Raw genomic sequence first — 17,314 nt, 5'->3', positions numbered from 1 at the left:
CTAAACCTAGTTCGTTGCCGTGTCGCCAGCTGCTTCAGCGGCTTCTTTTTCAGCTTCTTGCTTCGTTAGGACGGCATCGTACTTCTTAGCAAATGGGAAGTAAATCCCAACGGACATAATCAACGTAATTGTTTGCCAGATGGCCATCTTCCAACCACCAATTAGGAACCCGGAAATAATCGCCGGTGTCGTCCATGGTGCGGCGAACCCGTTGAGCGGTGGTACAATCCCAAAGTAAATGACCAAGTAAGTTGATAACGCTACGATAACGGGTGTTAAGAAGAATGGAATCGCTAAGAATGGGTTCATAACGATTGGTAACCCGAACAAGAATGGTTCGTTAATGTTAAAGAGCGCTGGAACTAATTCAATCTTCCCAATGGTCTTGAATTGTACTGATTTAGCGGCAAACAACGTAAAGATAACTAACCCGATCGTAATCCCGGAACCAGTTAAGTTAATGAAGTTGTTGTAAAATTCGTTCGTAACAATGTGGGCACCGTTAGCAACCGTCAATTTGCCGGCATGGTACAAAGCGGCGTTATCGAAAGTGTTAGGAATTAACAACCCACTGGTGATGGCTCCCATGATTAACCCACCATGGACCCCAAAGAACCAGAAGAATGGTACTAAGAAGGCGATGACTAAGGCGCCACCTAAAGAATCTGATAACCCTTGTAATGGGGTTTGTAAAACTTTATAGATAAATTGCAAAACATCGGTATTGCCTAAAGCGCTGAAAGCGGCGTAAATGAGCATTGAACCAGTCAAGATAACCCCGGCAGGAATCATCGCGGTAAATTGGTTAGCAACACTTGATGGCACTTGTTCTGGCAAGGTAATCTTCCAGCCGGCGCGAATCATTGAAGAGTAAGCCCAACCAACGAGAATCCCAACTAAGATCGCGGCAACCATCCCTTGACCACCTAGCCAAGTAATGTTGATAACCCCAGTGACTGGTGATTCAACAAAGGCCCGTAAAGCACTTGGTAATTTGTCGATATTTGATGAAACATCGGCACCCGACATGACCACTTTACCAGCGGCGTTCGTAATCCCAGTACCGGCTTTGCCCATCGTTGCCACGAGTGGGTTAGCGATGTTCAAAGTTTGTAAGAGTAAGAAGGTCGCCATGGAAGTTAATCCAGCAGGTAACGCTTCATAGCCTTCATTGCGGACATACACGTAGGCGATCCCAACGGCGGCCCACAATGACATGATCCCAAAAGTAACGGTATAAGCTTGGTTAAAGAATGCCGACCAGCCGGAAGCTTTTACAGCCGCGGCGACTGAGGCAATCGGAATGTTTGATAAGATTAAGAACACTGACCCGATAATGATGAAGGGGAGGGCGTAAACCATCCCATCTTGTAAAGCTTTCACCGGTTTCGTGTTAACGAATTTCATAATCGGTGGTAATACTTTGTTATTAATGAAGTTGCTAAAGGCATTCCCGCTATTAGTATTGTCCATTATAATTCATCTCCATTTTTTGATAAGACTGTTTGTAACCAGTAGAACGACTTCTTAGGCACCCGTTTTAAGTCCTTTAAGTCATGGTTACTGCGATTGACATAAACCATCCCGTAACGTTTTTCGATGTCGGCATGCGAGCTTGGAATATCGATTAATCCCCAGCCAAGGTAACCTAAGACCTTGGCGCCATCGATAAACATGGCATCCTTCATCGCTTTGATATGTTCGGCGTGGTATTGAATCCGTAAATCATCTTCGATTTGGTGTTCGCCGTCCCAGTGTTCGCGAATCCCAATCCCATTTTCAATTGGAAAGACGGGAACTTGGTAACGGTTATATAAGTCGGTAATCAACGTCCGGAAACCGGTGGGGTCAATGGCCCAACCCCATTCGTTGGTTGCCAGGAACCGGTTCGCTTCACCGCCGTAGTTCAAGTAGTAGTTCGGTGCCATTTCGTCTGCTGGGAGCTTGTCCGCATTGATCGTCGTTGTTTGATAATAGCTGAATGATAAGAAGTCGGCGTGCATCCCGGCGAGAATTTCGTCGTCACCGGCTTGGTGGTCGTAATCAATGTCGTGATCCTTAATATAAGTGAGCACTTGATGATCATAGTGACCTTGCACGAAAGCTTCGTTTAAATTTTGGTATAAGAACTGATCAATTTGTTGGGCTGCTAAGACGTCGTTAGGTTTAGACGTTGCTGGGTAAACCGGCGTCGCCGCGACCATGCCACCGAACTTAACATCGGCATACTTGCCATGAACGTAGGCGTCTAATTGGGCGTGCGCTAACATGGTATGGTGGAAAATCGTGTATAAATCATCAACGGTTTTGGCACCTTGGGTATAACCGGAAATATTAAAAACTTCGTCAGTGAAATATAAATTATGTTCGTTAAAGGTAATCCAGTATTTAACGCGATCCGCAAAATGGTCGATGACGATTTTGCCGAAACGAACAAATGCATCAACGGTGTGGCGAGACATGAACCCGTTTTCATTTTTAGCTAACGCTAGCGGCATATCAAAATGATATAAACAAATCATCGGGGTGATGCCGCGTTTTAACATGCCGTCGACTAAACGGTCGTAAAAGGCCAAGCCGGCTTCGTTAATTTCGCCGTCACCATCAGGAATGACCCGCGACCAAGACACTTGAATGCGGTACATATTCATATGCATCGCTTGCATCAAGTCTAAATCTTCGTCATAACGGTGATATTCGTCGATGGCGTCATGCCAATCAGAAGTCTGTTCAGTTGCGGGGCGCACATCGTAGACGGACAACCCCTTCCCATCAATATTCCAAGCCCCTTCAGTTTGCATACTGGAGACGGAATTACCCCAGAAAAAATCTTTTGGCATTTTGCGTGTCACTGTCATATGTTCCTCCTTACAAAAATAATGTATTGGGAAGCGCTTTCCTGTTAACGCTTACTAGTATAAACGCAATCGGTATTAAAAACAATCCTTTTATTATTATTTGTATAGTCTTTTATAAAAATGAGCATATAAAAATGGTGTAAGCGCTGCCGTTATCGACTGTAAAAATCGAACATCCTAATTGGTTGTAAACAAAAACACGCTAATTTTAGTGGATTAGCGTGTTTGTTTCGTGATTGGTCTATATTTTAAACGGATTCCAGAAGCGGCCGCCGTTAACTTTGAACAACGCAATGCCAATAATAATCAGCAGAGCGACTATCGCCAATGCTAAGTAGTCGTTGCGCTGGAATTTTTGGGCCATATACCAAGTGCGCTTTTTACCTTTACCAAAGCGTCGTAATTCCATCGCTTGGCTAATCACTTCGATGCGATCGAGACTAGAAAAGATTAGTGGTAGTAAAATTTGGACACCCCCGCGAATCCGGGTCATGAAGTTGGCCTTTTTGGACATTTCAAAGCCCCGCGCTTGTTGCGCTAAGCTAATGGTGCGGTAATCATTTTGAACATCGGGAATATAACGTAAGGCAATCGCCACCGAGTAGCTGACGCGATATGAAATCCCGATTTTGTTCAAACTGGCGGCAAATTCACTCGGGTTAGTCGTCATTAAGAAAATTAACGCTAGCGGTACCGCAAACGTATACTTTAATAGTAAATTGAATTCGTAAAAGAGTTGTTCCGTCGTCAAATTAAAGTAATGGTTAGCACTGCCGAGCAATAAATGTTCGGTCCCATAAATCGACACGCCATAGTGCGGCGCAAAGACGTAGACCATTACTAAGTTGAGGACGGAAAATCCAATAATCACGTTGACCACGAATTTGACATCGCGGTACTTAATTTTAGAAAAGTGGAAGACAATCAGTGAAAAGATCATGATACCGATCAAATAGCGCGTATCATAAGTCATCATCCCAATAATCGACAGGCCGACGAAGCACAATAGTTTGGTACTCCCACTCAAGCGGTTCAAAAAGGTGTGGCGGTCGTCGTAACCAATTAACAGTTGATTATTCATTAGCGGGCCTCCCGTTCTGCTTGAACGAACTTCGCCACGAATTCGGTCGGATTCAACTGATGTTGTTCTGCTAACGTGTATAGACTCGTTTTAGCTAAGGATGCTTGGTCAATAATCGTTTCGTTCGTTAAAACGTCGGCCGGGGCGGCATCCATGAGGATATTGCCACCGCCGAGGACAATGGTCCGGTCGGTATATTCCAACATTAAGTGCATATCGTGCGTGATGAGCATAATCGTAATGGCCTGGTCGCGGTTAAGCTGCGTTAAAAAGTTCATCATTTCGGTATAATGTTGTAAATCTTGGCCGGCCGTCGGTTCATCTAAAATAATCATTTCCGGGCGCAAGACTAGGATGGCGGCAATCGTCACGCGCTTCTTTTGACCGAAGCTGAGTGCTGAGATGGGCCAGTGCCGAAATTCATACAGGCCACAAACTTTCAATGTCGCTAAGACCCGTTCCTCAATCTCGTCAGCGGCCACGCCACGTAAGGTCAAGCCCGCGGCGACTTCATCATAAATCAAGGTCTTAGACAACATCTGATTTGGGTCTTGCAAAATATAGCCGATGTGGTCAGCCCGTTCTTTGACTGATTGGTCCGCTAATGATTTCCCGTTGAACGTTAAGGCCCCACTTTGCGGGGTCAAAAAGCCAGTAATCAAGTTACTCAAAGTTGATTTGCCCGTCCCATTTTGGCCAACGAGACTAATCATTTCACCGCGATTTAAGGTGACGGATAAGTCTTTAATGATTGGTTTATCCGGACTATAACCGAAATTTAAATCCGTAATTTGCAATAGCGGGTCGGCATGAACGGTGGGCGTGTTAAGCGTCACGCCGGCCGTCCATTGTTGTAAGGTCGTGGTCAGATTAGGTACCGTCAACGCGGCTAAGGAGTCGAGATGGGTACAATCATCTAAGTCGACGCCAGCTAATTTGAGCGCTGACAAGTATAACGGTTCGCGTAAGCCTAATTGGGCCATCAGCGACTGCCGCAAGATGGTTTCTGGCCGGTCGTTAGCCACGATGGCCCCGTCTTGCATGACAATCAAGCGGTCGATGGGTTGTTGTAACACATCTTCAATTCGATGTTCGATAATGACGACGGTCAAGTCTTCGGTATGCGTCAGTTGGTCGATGAGGGCCATCGACGCTTTACCGGAAGCAGGGTCCAGACTAGCTAGCGGTTCATCGAATAATAAAATCTTACTATTATCAATGAGCACACCGGCCATCGAGACGCGTTGCTTTTGCCCACCCGACAATTCTTGGGGGCGGTGTGTGAGTAGTTGATTTAAATCTAATGTTTGGGCCCATTTGGCCGTGGCTTGTTGCATGGCCGGCTGGGTCTGTTGATCATTCTCGAGTGAAAAGGCCATGTCTTCGACGACGGTTAAGCCGACGAACTGACTGTCGGGATCTTGTAAGACGGTCCCAACGTCCATGGATAGTTCAAAAATGGAGCTGTGACTAATATCGTGGCCGTTGATGACGGCTTGCCCGGTCAGTTTACCGGGATACGATTGGGGAATTAAGCCGTTTAAGCAGCGCCCCAAAGTAGACTTACCTGAACCAGATGGCCCGGCAATCAAAACTTTTTCACCGGGGTAGATGTCTAAGTTTAAATGCCGTAACGTTGGTTCAGTTTGACTATTATATTGAAATGAAAAATCTTTAAAGCTAATCAGCGGTGCAGTCATATCTTAACGTTCCTTTTTTAAGCTCCCACGTTGGGTCCGAGTCCGCGCGTATAACACTAATAAAATCGTCCCGATGATGGCGACGGAAGCAGAGTTAACGAGCCAAGTGACGATCCCTTGGAGGAAAACTTTGGTATTTGGTTCGTGATAAATAATGATATCACCCATTGGCGCTAAAAGCACCCAACCGATGAAGTTGACGACGATTTGGTATAAGTTGAACCAGACTAACTTACCGACACCGAGGACGCCGTCTTCAATTTTGAGCCGATTTTTGGCAAACCCAAAGGCAACGCCAATTAAACCATCGACAACGACCCATGTCCACCAAGGTGAACCATAAGTTACGAAGTCATTTAAGGCGTGACCGATGAAGACTGCTAAGCCAGCTGCCACGGGGCCAAAGATGGCGCCTAATAAAGCGAGAAACCCTTCGGCAACGTTGAACTGAGTATTTGGCACCCCCGTAGGAATCGCGACGAACTTCATTAGGACAAAGATAACTGCCGCCCCAATCCCGGTGGCGACAACGGTGCGAATAGACGATGATTGCTTGTTTTGCATGGTAAAAAACACTCCTTAAATAGATAATGGCTAGGGTCAGATGGGCGTTAGCTAACAAAAAAACGCGCCCGAAAGCAATTGCTTTCAAGGACGCGTTTTGCGTGTTACCACCTAGATTTTCCCCGTGAGGACTTCTCGTGATCGTAACGAATCGCTCCGACTAACGCCAATCAATATATGACGTCAGTAGCTTCTTCAAGACCATCTTCAACGGTAATCGTCATCGCTTTGCACCACGCGCGACTCTCTTTGGACGACCGTTCGCCTACTCATCTTGTCACAGCTTTTTCTCATCTGAATTTAACTTATTAAAGCATACGCCTATCATGGTAACGGCGCAAGTAAAACCGAACGTATGTAGCCGGTTACATGGGGATAATTTGCCTCTAACCTGATTTTTGTTGCTTGTGGGCCATGTAGTAAGCGCCCCATTCGGCTAATTGACCTTTAGAAATGGCTTTCGCATAACCTTGTTCGAGTAACGGCTCGAGGAGTTGCGCCAACTGGGCCGCCGTTTGTTGGGCGAGTACTTGGGCCTCCGCTTGATTTGACAGCTTGGAGAAATCAACGTCGATTTCCGGCTTGAATCCAGCGAGGGCTTTCATGGCAGCCGTATAAATCACGGCTTCTTGGTCGAGCTTGATTGAGTGGACTTCCATAAAATATCACCTCAGTTTTCTGAAAAGGTACTGTTATTATAGCGGGTATTGGCGGCGACGGGAAAAAATATGTCTTAATGCGGTTAAAATTACTTTTAATTTAAAAAGTATATACAAATCAATGAGGTTCGTTATAGAATGGGATAAACATCATAAATATATCGTTATTAAAGAAAGAATGTGAACAATTTGGTTTACAAGTACGAAGTGATCGCAGACAGTTTACGTCAAGCTATCAAATCGGGGAAATATGCCCCGGGAGAATTAATGCCCGATCAAAACAAACTCGCAACGACCTTTGATACGACCCGGATTACGATTCACAAAGCGATTCAGTTATTGATTATTGAAGGAATGGTCTATTCTAAACGCGGTGCCGGGACGTTTGTCCGCAAAGACTTTGGTTTGGCCAATCAGCAACAAGAAACGCAAGTTGACCGCCCGCTTGGGACGACCCGGACTAATCAAGGCAAAAAAGTAACGAGTAAAGTCTTAGAATTACAAGCCCGCTTACCCACCGCCGAAGAAGCTGAGCAACTCATGATTGACGCGATGGACCCGGTCTACGTCATTCGCCGAACCCGCTATGTTGAGGGAAAAGTTTGGGCGTATGAGCATACGATTATGCCGACGAGTATCGTGACGTTAACTAAACAAGTGCTTTTAGGGTCAATCTATGGCTATTTAGAAAAAGAACGGGGCATGTCGTTGGCTGGTTCCCATCGGATCATTTCGGCCGCTAAAGCGACTGCCGATGACGTGGAAGCGATGGGCGCGACTTTGAATGATCCCGTATTGGTCATTAATCAGGTAAGTTATATCGATGATGGCACGCCGTTTGAATTATCCGAATCTCATTTTCCGTTTGAAAGTAGTACGGTCGTCGCGGACGTCCAAGTTCATTAAGCAAGTGTTCGTTTACATGTGCAATGTAAACGAACGCTTGCTTGTTTTTTTACGGTCAGCGTCCTTAAAATTAAGTTCGAATAATAAAGGGGACGAGCAGATGACGGATTGGATGACGTTTGGTATTTTTGTGGGATTATTAATGGGGCAACAGTGGCTGGGCCACCATGGTTCCACACCCTGGGTACTCATCGGCCTACCACTAATTACTTTAGTTGGTGGCAGTTGGCTGGCTTGGGTGATCTATGCGAGTTGGTCAGGTTGGCTGATGGCCGTGGGGCTCGTTAATGGGTTAGCATTACTTATCTGGCTAATGGGCCAGATAAGCTGGCAGGCGGGGCCTCACGACCAGGCCTAGTTTGCATTTAATAACTAAGTGGGTCATAATCAAAGTCAAATAGGTAAACGCTTTCTTTACGGTTGCCAAAAGGGGGATTTAGGATGGCTGAGAATTTTTATCAACGACTAATTGATAAGTATGAACCGATGACTGAGGCGGCGTTTTTAACGCTAGTGGCAGTTCGTAAGCCCATTAAGAGTGAGGATATTCCGGCAAAAATTGCTGAATTAACGCACAATAAGCTCCAATTAGGGTTGGGGACGCTATTTACGAATTTGCATGCGATGACCAAGGACTACTTAATGACGGAACGGGTCGACGAAAATGACGTCCACACGTATGAAATCACAGGGAGTGGTGAGTCCGTTTTGGTGGCTGAACGGGATCGGCTGCGGCTATTGAGCGGCATCATTGAAGCGGAACAACTATAACGCGTTGGCCGGTGCGGGAACACCGGTTGATACTTTGGGGAAGTGATCGTATGCGGCGTTGGCATACTTTTATTAAAGGGTCTGAACAAGAATTAACGTGGCTCAATCAACAAGCAGCGCGGGGCTGGTTGTTGACTGGGGTCCGGGGCAGTTGCTATCAATTTAAGGCGACTGACCAAAAATACCGTATTTTTAGTGAATATGTGACGTTGGCCGTTGCGGCTGAAGTACCCGCGGCGAGTGCCCCATTTGAACAATTAGCGACGGCCGAATTAGCTAATCCGGCCATCAAAGTTATTTACACCGGGAGTACCCAACCCGCGCTACAACAAGTGCAGGTGCGGCGCCACGGTGATTTAATGATGGAATTAAATATTGCGACGGCGATGCGCGGTCACTTTTTGAATATGATGAACGTTGTCTTATTCAGTGGCCTGTTGTTAATTGTCGCCGCTACTTTTGTCAGCCAAGATAATTTACCCGAGTGGTTTACCGATACCTATCTAACGCTGTGGCTGATGTGGGGCGCGTATTTTTTGCTGAAGGCTACTAAAATTCATCATGTTGCTGATGATTTACGCGTCAAAACTCAGTATTACGACGATGCTTGGTTACCGACGCAGCACGTGTTTTTTGAACATTTGCCGGCTGATTTGAACTTAGAGGACCCGCAATTGAAGAGCATGGGACGCTGGCAACTAGTCGGGCATGACCAAAAAGGCACGTATTGGTATGACTTACAAACGCTATCTAGTTTGGACGAAATTAAGCAAACGCTACAAAGCGTAGTCGGCCCAGATGTTAAGGTGAATGTCTTGAGTTTCTTAGGCTTAGGGCCCATCGGTTATTTATAAGTTAGTTAATTAAGTTAATTGGGGAAGCGATATTATGATGCGTTATCGGTTTTTAATTAAAGGCTCGGCTCAAGAGCTGGCGTGGTTGAACCGCGAAGCGAGTCGGGGCTGGTTATTGAGTGCGATTAAAGGGAATTGGTATCACTTTAAGAAAGTGGATCAGACGTATCGCCTGTTTAGCGAATACGTTCCGACCGAAGTGGCGACGGCGATGACGGAAGGTCAGCAATTATTTCAAGTCTTGGCAACGGTGCAAGTGCAAAAGCCCGATATCCAAGTGGTTTACACGGGGACTGATGAGCCAGCGCTAATGAAAACGCCGATTACGCCAGGGGATCCGCAAATGCGCTTGCAGGTCGCTTTAAACTTGCGTGATAAAGCCTTAAATACCATCAATGTCATGATTTTTGTCGGCGTCGTGGGGTTAGGCGTGGCTGCGTATGCCATGGTTAATGACGATAGTGGCAATAGTGCGTTAGCATTCTTCTTATACTTGTTATTTATGATTTGGGCTGTATTACGGTTTGTCAAGGTTGCCAAAAATCTCCAGACGCAAATCGTCAAATTACGGCGGGATACCTTGGACTATGACGGGGCGTGGATGCCGACAATGCATGTCTTCTTAACGTCGATGTTAACGGATTTGGACACGGAAACGCCGACGTTAGCCAGTCTAGGTCGGTGGCATCTAGTTGGTCATAGCGACAAAGGCGAGTATTGGTATGATTTGCAAACGCTGGCGTCAGAAGCCGAAATTGCGCAATCGCTTAAGCCATGTATCCCTAAGACGGTGCAGATTAATGTCGTCAGTTGGCTGGGCTTAGCGCCACTCGGGTGGTTTATTTAATCTAAATAAGGGTTATTCTTAACAGCGGCTAGCTGACAATGATTGTCAGCTAGCCGTTTTGTGTATATTAATTAAATAATATTAAGTGACAATAAATAAAAATAGTAGTATTCTTTTAAATGACTAAAGCTGGTATGTGTGTTGTAATTTATGGTATTATTCGGTAAATTAAAATATCAATAAATTATGCTATGAATATTTTGGTATTCGTCACAGTATTTTCATAAAATCAGTTTAAATTATAAGTTAAGTTCAATTGGTACCGGGTACAGCCGCGTTGATTGGACCACAAAAAATTATCGAGGTGATTTTGATGCGACTAAAAGATTTAACAGGCGAGACCTTTAGCCGATTAACCGTAGTAGAACGGGCGGAAAGTGCGCCAAATGGTAACGCACGTTGGTTGTGTCAATGTTCGTGTGGACGACAAGTGGTGGTCGACAGTTACCGGCTCCGTAAAGGTATTACGAAGAGTTGTGGCTGTTTACGCGCTGATGTCAGTCGGAAGAACATTTTTGAAAATCCAAAAACGCGGAAAAATATGGGCCGCAGCGACAACTTGCCCTTATACCAAGGGACATCCGTTGATCGTTTGAAACCGAACAGTCGTAACCGTAGTGGTGTGATTGGCGTTTCATTTGATCGCTGCTCACAAAAATGGGTGGCGCGGTTGATGTATCGTGGCCGATTAGTCTTAAACCAACAATTTGCGGACATGGATGATGCAATTTTAGCTCGGAAGCAAGCGGAACAACGCTATGTGATGCCAGTGCTAGAAGAATATGCCAATCAAAGCGCGGAATAAAACGCGTACATATCATGGTAAATAGAGTGTGCCAAACTGCCTCTTGGTGCACGTTTCGACAAGAAAATGATAAAAAATAAAATTGGTGCCTGATGAAAGTTAACTTTCATCAGGCACCAATTTTCGAATTATGTCTCAATCTGCCTTTTGGGGTAACTATTTCCCGGGAAATATTGCTAGTCCTTTTACTTGAATTTCCCAAGCGAGGTCGCTAAGATAAAGCGACTAATTAACTTAACGGAGGCCATTATTATATGGAAATGAATGTGGAACACAAACGGGTGTTGGTGACGGGATCCACGAAAGGCATTGGGCGTGCGATTGCTGAATCATTTGCCCAAGAAGGCGCTGATGTGGTGATCAATGGTCGACAAGCGGCAACCGTTGACGCAGTCGTGGCTGAAATTGCGGCCGCTTATCCGGATACGACGCCAATCGCGGCGCCATTTGATATTAGTGATGCTGACCAAGCCGAAGTCTTATTTGAGCAAGTGCCAACCGTCGATGTGCTCGTTAATAACATGGGCATCTTTGGTCCAATGGCCTATGCGGATATTGATGACGCGACTTGGGAACACTTCTTTCAAGTGAATGTTTTAGCAGGGAATCGCCTAGCTAAACATTACTTGCCGGCGATGTTGGCGAATGATTTTGGGCGCATTATCTTCATTGCAAGCGAAGAAGCCATCATGCCATCCGGTGAAATGCCCCAATACTCGATGACTAAAACGATGAATTTATCACTCGCGAAAAGCTTATCGAAGCTAACGGTAGGGACGCACGTGACCGTGAATACGGTCATGCCTGGTTCCACGTTGACGGAAGGCGTCAAGGACATGATCACTGAGATGTATGCCGATTCAGATTTGCCACAAGACCAATGGGAACATGATTTTATGGTCAATCACCGCCCGTTATCACAAATTCAACGGTTAATCCGGCCTGAAGAAATCGGCCGGTTGGTGGTTTTTGTCGCCAGTCCGCTGGCTAGTAGTTTTTCAGGTGCGGCCATTCGAGCGGATGGCGGCCTAGTCCCAACGATTTATTAATAGTTAACGTAAAAGGCTGTGATGCTTACCTCGCAGCCTTTTTTTGCGGTGCTTTCTTGAAGTTGGTTATTGCCGCTGCTAGCAAGCGTATTTATTGGGATGATAATGGTGTCAGGCTAATTTAGTTTGATGGTTGGGGTCATTTCTTGGGCCTAACCGCCTTTTTTGTCGGTCGGTTTTTTAAGTTTGTTAATGGGGTACCAAGCCCGGTGTTAAGGCGATGTGAGTTATTTTGATTTAAATTGACTCGCTAGTCATTGACTTTCGAGTCAATGAGTCTTATGATTAGCCCGCAATTAAGAAAAGTTGAGACTAGTCGGCAACTAGGACCATACGAGGGGGAATCATCATGACGACAACGGCACCGTTATTGAAAATTAATCATTTACAAAAAAAGTTTGGCAAATTTGAAGCATTAAAGGATATTGATTTTGCGATTTATCCGGGTGAAGTATTTGGATTTATCGGCCCCAATGGTGCGGGTAAATCGACGACGATTCGAGTTTTACTCGGAATTTTAAAGGCGAGTGGTGGCAGTGCGACGATTTTTGGGCAGGATGTGTGGCAAGACAGTGTCGCCATCCATCAACGCTTGGCGTATGTGCCAGGGGACGTTTATTTGTGGCCAAATTTAAGCGGTGGCGAAATCATTGATCTCTTTTTAAAGATGAACGGTGAACGTCATTCGGCTAAAACTGACGCGCTAATCAAAAAATTTGAACTTGATCCTCGTAAAAAGGCCCGGACTTATTCGAAAGGCAACCGCCAAAAAGTGGCGTTGATTGCGGCTTTTTCAACAGATGCGGATTTTTATATTTTTGATGAACCCACTTCTGGGTTGGACCCATTGAATGAACAAACTTTCCAAGATGAAGTTTTAGTGCTTAAACAACAAGGCAAGAGCGTATTGCTCTCGAGTCATATCTTATCAGAAGTTGAAAAAATGTGTGACCGAATCGGGATTATTCGCGAAGGTACCTTGGTTGAGACGGGGACGTTAGCTGAAATGCGCCATTTGACGCGAACGACGATTGATGTGCAAACGCAGCAAGCTACCCCTGAGCTGGCGACCTTACCTGGAGTACACGGTTTAACCGCCAAGCATGGCGAAAATCACGTTAATTTAGCAGTTGACGCGGACCAATTGACGGCGGTGATGCAATATTTAACGGCTCATCAACTAGTGACGTTGACCAGCACGCCACCAACGTTGGAAGACTTATTCATGCGGTATTATGCGCAACCAAACGATGCGCGGACCGTTGATGGGAAGTGACGACGATGACGCAATTATTTAAACGCACCGGGCTATTAATTGGACTGAATTTAAAACGTGATCGTAAAAAATTACTCATCTGGATTTTAGTTTTAGCCGGCCTTTTTGCGTCGATTGCGGCCAAGTTTGATGGGATTTACGGCACCCAATCGGCCATTGATACAATTGTAAAGACGTTAAAGACCCCCGCAATGGTTTCGCTATTTGGGGCGTTTACCGCGAAAGCGCCGTATAACACGGCCAAAATATTTGCAACTGAAATGGTGGTCTTTATGGCCATCGTGATGGTCATCATGAATATTATGTTGGCCGTGGGAACAACCCGCGGGGACGAAGATGATGGGTTGTTGGAATTGGTTCGGGCACATGCGGTTGGGCGTTTAGCGCCGCTATTAGCTGGAATTGTGGAATTGACCGGGGTTAATTTGGTAATTGGTGTGCTATTTGGCTTGGGCTTGCAAGTGGCTAAAATGCCCGGTGCGGATACGACGGGGAATTGGTTGGTCGCAGTTGGGTTAGCGGCACTGGGCTGGTTTTTTGGCATGCTGACGCTCGCCTTAGCGCAACTTGCGGATAATGCGAGTGGGGCCACAATGCTCAGCTACGCCATTTTTGGCATCATGTATATTGCCCGGATGAGTACCGACGTTAGTAATCCCGATTTGACTTGGTGGGTACCATTCGGCTGGATTGAAAAAATGAGTGTTTATCAACGCAATGACTGGTTGCCGGTCGGGTGTTTCCTCTTACTAGGACTTGTTTTTCTAGGGTTAGCGGCAATCTTGAATAGTCGCCGTGATTTAGGAGCCGGCTGGTTAGCCACGCGACAAGGCCGTCAGCAGGCGTCACCATGGTTGCGGGGGCCGGGCAGCTTATTGTGGCGGCAGTCACGCGGAGTCTTATTAGCTTGGGTCATTGGTAACGTGGCCTTAGGAGCGTCGTACGGCTCAATTTTTAATACGATTGGTGATTTAGCCAAGAGTAACCCCATGATTAAAAAGTTATTGGGCGCTTCAGCTTTAGCGGCGGCTAATCGGGTCATCGTGAAAAACTTTATTGCTATTTTAGCGATTGTGATTGTGGTGGTCGCCTTAATTCCAGCTGTTCAACTCATGCTGAAATTGGTCAGTGATGAAAATAAAGGATATTTGCATCAAGTCTATGCGACTGCTACGTCACGTTGGGCCGTGTGGGCTAGCTATACGGGCTGGGCATTAGTCAGTGGTCTAGGCGTTTTCTTGGCAGGTTTAGTGGGCATGTACGTGACCGGGCGCACGATGATGACCCAGCCAATTCAATGGATCACTTACTGGCACGTTTTCTTGGCCTATGCGCCGGCCATGTTACTAATGATTGCGGTCACGAGTTGGTTGGCTAGTTGGGTACCAAAATGGCGTTATCTGGCGTGGGCCTGGGTCTGTTACGGCTTCTTTTCCTTATATTTGGGCAGTTTGATTGATTTGCCAAAATGGGCTAAGCAATTGACGCCCCTTGGCTGGGTCAATAAAGTACCGATGAAAGCTATCGACTGGCCAACAAACTGGTGGCTGCTCGGCCTAACTGTGCTAGTATTAGCGATAGCAAGTATTGGCTATCGGCGTCGGGATTTGGCGCAATAGCGGAAAGGAGTCGCGATGGCGACCAAAGAAGTACCACGAGACCCACAAAAAGTGGCGCGCATTATGCAGGCGGCTTGTCATGCGTTTGCGACTCACGGCTATGCCGGCACTAAAACCGAGACGATTGCGGCCGCAGCTCAGGTTTCTAAAGGACTGTTGTTTCACTACTATGGCAGTAAGCAGCAACTGTATTTAGCTACCGTGCAACAGGCGATGCAGACGATTATGACGACCGTTAATCCGCAGTTTGAAACACCGCAAGACTTAGTGACGTTAGTGGTTCAAGGGACGCGCTATAAAACGGAATTCGGGCGAACTCATCCGGATGAGATGAGTGTCATGATTGCGGCGTACGGTGAGATCAGTAAGTTGCCGGCGAGTTTGCAAGCTCAACTGAATGCCACCTACGCCAGTGCCATGGCAGTTAGCCGAAAATTAATTAGCGATGTGATTGATCAAATGCCGCTGCGCCCCGAGTTGGACCGTGAACAGATTATTGGTCTAATTATGGGCGTCTACAATCAAATCTTTGCGGAGTTTCAAGCGCATATGCGGCAACATCCGGATATCAAAACGATGGATGATGCGCAATGGATTGTTGAACGGGCCAAGGTTTATATGGGCATATTGGAAAATGGTTTTGTAATACCAAAGGATTAAGCGAAAAACGTGGTGATGCTGATGCATTATCGCGTTTTTTTAACGGCGTGGTGACAAAAAGTGTGGTAAGTTAGACCTATTAAGACGACGTAGGGGGAATCCGCATGGACTTGAACGTAACGGCTGAACAATTAGCCTTGTGGGACCGCTTGACGACTTTTTGTGACCAACAAATTGCGCCAGTGGCGACACAAATTGAACAAACAGGGGTCATCCCGCCAGAATTAGCGGATGCCCTCACGCAACAGCAAATTCCGGCCTTGGGGTTTAAGGAATTACCCGACCGCTATGTGCAACAAATTTTAACGATTATGGCCGTGGCGCAACGCTCAGCTAGTGTCGCAACCAGTTTAGTGGGCTTGTGGCAAGTAAGTGACCAATTACAAACTTATGCGACGGCGCCACAAAAACAACACTATTTATTAGGCGACCAACTGATGGCGTTGGCGGACCAAGACGGAGAAAAACCGGTGATTGCGCGGGCTACAGAACAAGGTTGGCAACTAACTGGTACTAAGACGCGGATAATCAATGGTGGCCAAGCGGTGCAATACTTAGTGCGTGCCCAGACTAGCCCAAAGACGACGAGCTTTTTCATGGTTGATACGAGCATGGCGGGGGTGCAAGTCGGCTCCCGCACGACCACCGTTGGGCTACACGGCCTTTCCGTTGCGGACTTACAATTAACGGACGTGACGGTCACGGCCGCCCAGCGAATTGGTGACGCGGAACAAGGGGCCCCGATTGCTGCCCGGGCCGCGGCAACCGGGCGCTTATTAATGGGAGCCGTGACGGTCGGTATTTTAACGCATGCGCAACAGGCCATTGCACAACTGTCACGACCAGCCACATCAACGTTAGCACAATTAGCCGAGTTAACGGCGTATCGTCGCGCTTTGGCGCTGATGGTCCTGGATGCGGCACAACAAGCCGATGCTCATCAGCCTTGGCAACCAGCCGCGACTTTAGCGAGCTTGTTGGCCAGCCAATATAGTCAGCGCCAATTATTACATGTCCAACGGTTGCTTGGTGAGTTGACCTACATGCCACAGTCACCTTTATTAACTTTACAAAACGATTTACAAACGATACCAATAATTACAAACGATACGGAAACGATACGTGAAGACTATGCGAACTTATTAGTGGTCAAACCCACCGCACCGGTTGCTCAACCAGTACCGATGTCACAACGCATCGCGGTGTCTGACTTGCATCGAGTCGTCAAGCAACGACATTTGACGGAAGAAGTGCCGGTGAATGTCGGCAGTATCGCAACGGCTAAACGGATTATTGCCCTCGGACGCGGGGCCATCGAACCGGCGATTATTTTACAAGCACGGCAGTTAGCAAAGTGGATTGGTGCGGCCATTGCGGTCACCAAACCATTAACTGATTTAGAACAATTTAGCGTGGAACAACAAGTCGGGGAAAATACACTGAGCGTGGCCCCCGAAGTATTGATTAATATTGGGATTGCTGGCGATGACGACTATTTGGCAGGTATCGCTGGCGCCAAATATGTCTTATCGGTAAATCCTGATGAATTAGCGCCAATCTTTAAAGTCTCACAGCAAGCCTTTGTCGGTACAGCTAACGACTTTTTGGACGGCATGGTGGCTGCGCTTAATTAATAATTGGTAGTATAAAAAAACACCACTCGCG

The 17,314-nt window shown here is 46.5% G+C and carries 17 protein-coding genes; 11 read left to right on the top strand and 6 right to left on the bottom strand.

Going from position 1 to position 17,314, the window contains the following annotated elements:
• Window positions 1-6: 6 nt before the first annotated feature.
• The 6 genes from DY78_RS02105 to DY78_RS02080 form a co-directional block, all read right to left on the bottom strand.
• Window positions 7-1,473: a PTS sugar transporter subunit IIC gene (locus DY78_RS02105; RefSeq protein ID WP_024625863.1), complete on the bottom strand. Its 1,467-nt coding sequence runs from the start codon at window positions 1,471-1,473 to the stop codon at window positions 7-9.
• The gene (locus tag DY78_RS02100) at window positions 1,473-2,858 is read right to left on the bottom strand and encodes a glycoside hydrolase family 1 protein (protein ID WP_024625862.1); all 1,386 of its coding nucleotides are present in this window, start codon (window positions 2,856-2,858) and stop codon (window positions 1,473-1,475) included. Before DY78_RS02100 ends, DY78_RS02105 begins: the two co-directional genes overlap by 1 nt.
• Window positions 2,859-3,099: 241 nt before the next feature.
• The gene (locus tag DY78_RS02095; protein ID WP_024625861.1) at window positions 3,100-3,939 is read right to left on the bottom strand and encodes an energy-coupling factor transporter transmembrane component T family protein; all 840 of its coding nucleotides are present in this window, start codon (window positions 3,937-3,939) and stop codon (window positions 3,100-3,102) included.
• Window positions 3,939-5,639, bottom strand: a complete 1,701-nt coding sequence (locus DY78_RS02090) for an ABC transporter ATP-binding protein (RefSeq protein ID WP_024625860.1) — start codon at window positions 5,637-5,639, stop codon at window positions 3,939-3,941. The genes DY78_RS02095 and DY78_RS02090 overlap by 1 nt, the downstream gene beginning before the upstream one ends.
• 3 nt (window positions 5,640-5,642) lie before the next feature.
• Window positions 5,643-6,203, bottom strand: a complete 561-nt coding sequence (locus DY78_RS02085) for an ECF-type riboflavin transporter substrate-binding protein (protein WP_024625859.1) — start codon at window positions 6,201-6,203, stop codon at window positions 5,643-5,645.
• A gap of 386 nt (window positions 6,204-6,589) precedes the next feature.
• Window positions 6,590-6,862, bottom strand: a complete 273-nt coding sequence (locus DY78_RS02080; RefSeq protein ID WP_024625858.1) for a hypothetical protein — start codon at window positions 6,860-6,862, stop codon at window positions 6,590-6,592.
• A 189-nt stretch (window positions 6,863-7,051) separates the two neighbouring features.
• On the opposite strand from DY78_RS02080, the gene DY78_RS02075 reads away from it, so the two are divergent.
• From DY78_RS02075 to DY78_RS02025, 11 genes are all read left to right on the top strand, one after another.
• A complete protein-coding gene (locus DY78_RS02075) occupies window positions 7,052-7,768 on the top strand; it encodes a GntR family transcriptional regulator (protein WP_024625857.1) in 717 nt (238 codons plus the stop codon).
• A 100-nt stretch (window positions 7,769-7,868) separates the two neighbouring features.
• Entirely contained in the window at window positions 7,869-8,126 is a 258-nt protein-coding gene (locus DY78_RS02070) for a hypothetical protein (RefSeq protein ID WP_024625856.1), read from the top strand.
• An 83-nt stretch (window positions 8,127-8,209) separates the two neighbouring features.
• Window positions 8,210-8,539, top strand: coding sequence for a helix-turn-helix transcriptional regulator (locus DY78_RS02065; protein ID WP_024625855.1), 330 nt, complete (start codon window positions 8,210-8,212; stop codon window positions 8,537-8,539).
• 50 nt (window positions 8,540-8,589) lie between these two features.
• Window positions 8,590-9,393 (top strand): hypothetical protein, encoded by an 804-nt coding sequence (locus DY78_RS02060; RefSeq protein WP_024625854.1) that lies wholly within the window; start codon window positions 8,590-8,592, stop codon window positions 9,391-9,393.
• Window positions 9,394-9,427: 34 nt separating this feature from the next.
• Entirely contained in the window at window positions 9,428-10,240 is an 813-nt protein-coding gene (locus tag DY78_RS02055; protein WP_024625853.1) for a hypothetical protein, read from the top strand.
• A gap of 313 nt (window positions 10,241-10,553) precedes the next feature.
• Window positions 10,554-11,045 carry a hypothetical protein gene (locus DY78_RS02050; protein WP_024625852.1) on the top strand — a complete coding sequence of 164 codons (492 nt, stop codon included), beginning with the start codon at window positions 10,554-10,556 and terminating at the stop codon, window positions 11,043-11,045.
• 254 nt (window positions 11,046-11,299) lie between these two features.
• On the top strand, window positions 11,300-12,094 hold the full coding sequence (locus DY78_RS02045) for an SDR family NAD(P)-dependent oxidoreductase (protein WP_024625851.1): 795 nt from the start codon (window positions 11,300-11,302) through the stop codon (window positions 12,092-12,094).
• A 349-nt stretch (window positions 12,095-12,443) separates the two neighbouring features.
• Window positions 12,444-13,370 carry an ABC transporter ATP-binding protein gene (locus DY78_RS02040; RefSeq protein WP_024625850.1) on the top strand — a complete coding sequence of 309 codons (927 nt, stop codon included), beginning with the start codon at window positions 12,444-12,446 and terminating at the stop codon, window positions 13,368-13,370.
• A gap of 5 nt (window positions 13,371-13,375) precedes the next feature.
• A complete protein-coding gene (locus DY78_RS02035) occupies window positions 13,376-14,989 on the top strand; it encodes an ABC transporter permease (protein WP_024625849.1) in 1,614 nt (537 codons plus the stop codon).
• A gap of 15 nt (window positions 14,990-15,004) precedes the next feature.
• Window positions 15,005-15,649: a TetR/AcrR family transcriptional regulator gene (locus DY78_RS02030; RefSeq protein WP_024625848.1), complete on the top strand. Its 645-nt coding sequence runs from the start codon at window positions 15,005-15,007 to the stop codon at window positions 15,647-15,649.
• A 104-nt stretch (window positions 15,650-15,753) separates the two neighbouring features.
• The gene (locus DY78_RS02025) at window positions 15,754-17,283 is read left to right on the top strand and encodes an FAD-binding protein (RefSeq protein ID WP_024625847.1); all 1,530 of its coding nucleotides are present in this window, start codon (window positions 15,754-15,756) and stop codon (window positions 17,281-17,283) included.
• The last annotated feature ends 31 nt before the right edge of the window (window positions 17,284-17,314 follow it).

It is taken from the genome of Lactiplantibacillus fabifermentans DSM 21115 (assembly GCF_000498955.2).
Taxonomy (GTDB): Bacteria; Bacillota; Bacilli; order Lactobacillales; family Lactobacillaceae; genus Lactiplantibacillus; species Lactiplantibacillus fabifermentans.
This window is presented reverse-complemented; position numbering and strand designations above follow the sequence as displayed.

What these genes read in the sequence shown, in the direction of transcription:
- DY78_RS02105 (WP_024625863.1), bottom strand. Translation starts at nt 1,473, where the DNA reads ATGGACAATACTAATAGCGGGAATGCCTTTAGCAACTTCATTAATAAC.
- DY78_RS02100 (WP_024625862.1), bottom strand. Translation starts at nt 2,858, where the DNA reads ATGACAGTGACACGCAAAATGCCAAAAGATTTTTTCTGGGGTAATTCC.
- DY78_RS02095 (WP_024625861.1), bottom strand. Translation starts at nt 3,939, where the DNA reads ATGAATAATCAACTGTTAATTGGTTACGACGACCGCCACACCTTTTTG.
- DY78_RS02090 (WP_024625860.1), bottom strand. Translation starts at nt 5,639, where the DNA reads ATGACTGCACCGCTGATTAGCTTTAAAGATTTTTCATTTCAATATAAT.
- DY78_RS02085 (WP_024625859.1), bottom strand. Translation starts at nt 6,203, where the DNA reads ATGCAAAACAAGCAATCATCGTCTATTCGCACCGTTGTCGCCACCGGG.
- DY78_RS02080 (WP_024625858.1), bottom strand. Translation starts at nt 6,862, where the DNA reads ATGGAAGTCCACTCAATCAAGCTCGACCAAGAAGCCGTGATTTATACG.
- DY78_RS02070 (WP_024625856.1), top strand. Translation starts at nt 7,869, where the DNA reads ATGACGGATTGGATGACGTTTGGTATTTTTGTGGGATTATTAATGGGG.
- DY78_RS02065 (WP_024625855.1), top strand. Translation starts at nt 8,210, where the DNA reads ATGGCTGAGAATTTTTATCAACGACTAATTGATAAGTATGAACCGATG.
- DY78_RS02060 (WP_024625854.1), top strand. Translation starts at nt 8,590, where the DNA reads ATGCGGCGTTGGCATACTTTTATTAAAGGGTCTGAACAAGAATTAACG.
- DY78_RS02055 (WP_024625853.1), top strand. Translation starts at nt 9,428, where the DNA reads ATGATGCGTTATCGGTTTTTAATTAAAGGCTCGGCTCAAGAGCTGGCG.
- DY78_RS02050 (WP_024625852.1), top strand. Translation starts at nt 10,554, where the DNA reads ATGCGACTAAAAGATTTAACAGGCGAGACCTTTAGCCGATTAACCGTA.
- DY78_RS02045 (WP_024625851.1), top strand. Translation starts at nt 11,300, where the DNA reads ATGGAAATGAATGTGGAACACAAACGGGTGTTGGTGACGGGATCCACG.
- DY78_RS02040 (WP_024625850.1), top strand. Translation starts at nt 12,444, where the DNA reads ATGACGACAACGGCACCGTTATTGAAAATTAATCATTTACAAAAAAAG.
- DY78_RS02035 (WP_024625849.1), top strand. Translation starts at nt 13,376, where the DNA reads ATGACGCAATTATTTAAACGCACCGGGCTATTAATTGGACTGAATTTA.
- DY78_RS02030 (WP_024625848.1), top strand. Translation starts at nt 15,005, where the DNA reads ATGGCGACCAAAGAAGTACCACGAGACCCACAAAAAGTGGCGCGCATT.
- DY78_RS02025 (WP_024625847.1), top strand. Translation starts at nt 15,754, where the DNA reads ATGGACTTGAACGTAACGGCTGAACAATTAGCCTTGTGGGACCGCTTG.